Source organism: Oceanobacillus sp. MO10714A, assembly GCF_037072045.1.
In the GTDB taxonomy this organism is placed as follows: Bacteria; Bacillota; Bacilli; order Bacillales; family Amphibacillaceae; genus Oceanobacillus; species Oceanobacillus indicireducens.
On record NZ_JAXHDC010000105.1, the window covers coordinates 1 to 1,628 of the forward strand.

The 1,628-nt window shown below is 34.2% G+C and carries 2 protein-coding genes; both read right to left on the reverse strand.

Going from position 1 to position 1,628, the window contains the following annotated elements; translation table 11 throughout:
- Positions 1 to 247: 247 nt before the first annotated feature.
- Positions 248 to 967, reverse strand: coding sequence for a transposase (locus SPD53_RS19670; protein ID WP_336253566.1), 720 nt, complete (start codon positions 965 to 967; stop codon positions 248 to 250).
- Between the two features lie 316 nt (positions 968 to 1,283).
- Positions 1,284 to 1,439: a hypothetical protein gene (locus SPD53_RS19675; RefSeq protein WP_336253567.1), complete on the reverse strand. Its 156-nt coding sequence runs from the start codon at positions 1,437 to 1,439 to the stop codon at positions 1,284 to 1,286.
- Positions 1,440 to 1,628 lie beyond the last annotated feature (189 nt).

A 1,628-nucleotide genomic window follows, 5' to 3' on the forward strand; every position in this document is an offset into this window, starting at 1 on the left:
TTATATAGTATATTCGATGGTATCATTTCTAGCAACAAGGAAACAGACTTTATAGCTATGAAGAGTAAATTTATCAATCACCTGAGGTAAAGAGGAAAATCAACTTATCCACGGTTGTTAAATTTTACCATGTTATTTTTGTGTTTTTTAAAGCTAAACGAACCGAATTTCTGGTATTTATCTATTTTTTTGTAGATAACTCATTTTTTACTTTTATATTATCACAACCTCTGCTACAATTTAATTATTAGGTAAACCTCACTTGAATGGGTTTCTCTAGGTCTACGAGGTCCTCTTCTATTAATGTTAGAGTCTGGAATGCTCTTAACAGGTTAGAGGCCTTTTTCTTGGCAGCTTTCATGATTTTTGACCCCTTTTCAAAAAGTTGAACCAGTATGTCGGTTATTTGTGTTAATAGATAGTTATTCTTCATCGCATTATAATCATGACTGTTCGCATGTTGAATATAGTAGCGAATATTCTTCTGGGTATTGAATCCCTCATTTTCGATTTTCCAGCGGCTTCTGCCTGCGTTAATGAGCCCCTTTGCGTTTTTCTTTTCTACGTTGATATTGGTAATATAAGTAAATGTCCTTTTGTCTTTCTTCTTTTCTTCCACCAATCCTAATACATTCACTGTTCGTTCGTTGTAAGATATGCCATTCACCCATGAAATTCCTTCATAAGAAGAGTTGTCTTCCAATACTTTCAGATTCTGAAATTCTCTCATTACCGATGGAATGCTTCCTTCTTTGAACCTAATCAGGTACTTCCATTTATTCTTATCGCATAACTGAAAGACGTTTTCACATGCATATAAGCTGTCTGCGATGATACAAATTGGCAGCCGTTTAAACGTGTTTTTTAGCTTCTTTGCCATCCGATAAAAGGCATTCCGTTCACAATCCTGTTTTTCCACATTTTCTGATTCGTTCTCAATAAATTCAGATGCTATATTGAACACCATGTCTCCAACTATCAGCTTTGCTTCAAAACATGATGCATATATAGCGTCTTTTTCTCCCCGGTTTCTTCGTTCTTATATTCCCGTTTCAGGCAATGCTCACAATGCTTTTCTCTATATGTGAAAAGTCCTGTTCCATCAATGATGATTCCCTAATATTTACCATCTATCCGATAATCATAAAACCACTTCTTATTTATGAGTTCTTTCACCATGTATGTCCGAATGTTTTCAAGTTCCTCCATATCTAAACGAGACTGGAAATCGTTCACCGTATCATAGTGGGGTAACTCCTCCAGGCTTTCTATTCCCGCATTTTTTATAGATTTTCAATACAGTTATCTGTATTAAATTCATCTGTCATTTCCCGCATCGACTCTAGACTCGATGCATTTTTCATCATAACCATCATTAAAATAACATCTGGATGATACGTTATATAGCTTGGATGCCTTGGATCTTTTACTTGTTTCAATTTCTTATTTAGATCCTTATAAAAATGGTTCTGGATTTTTAGAAATCGAAAAAATACTTTTTATCCTTTTCCGCTTCACGCTTTTCTTTTCTGGTTATCATCATTAAAAACCTCCCATATATGCTGTTATTACAGTAATTTTACCATTATGTTATTCCATAATCAGCATATTTTTGGGAGGTATATAAT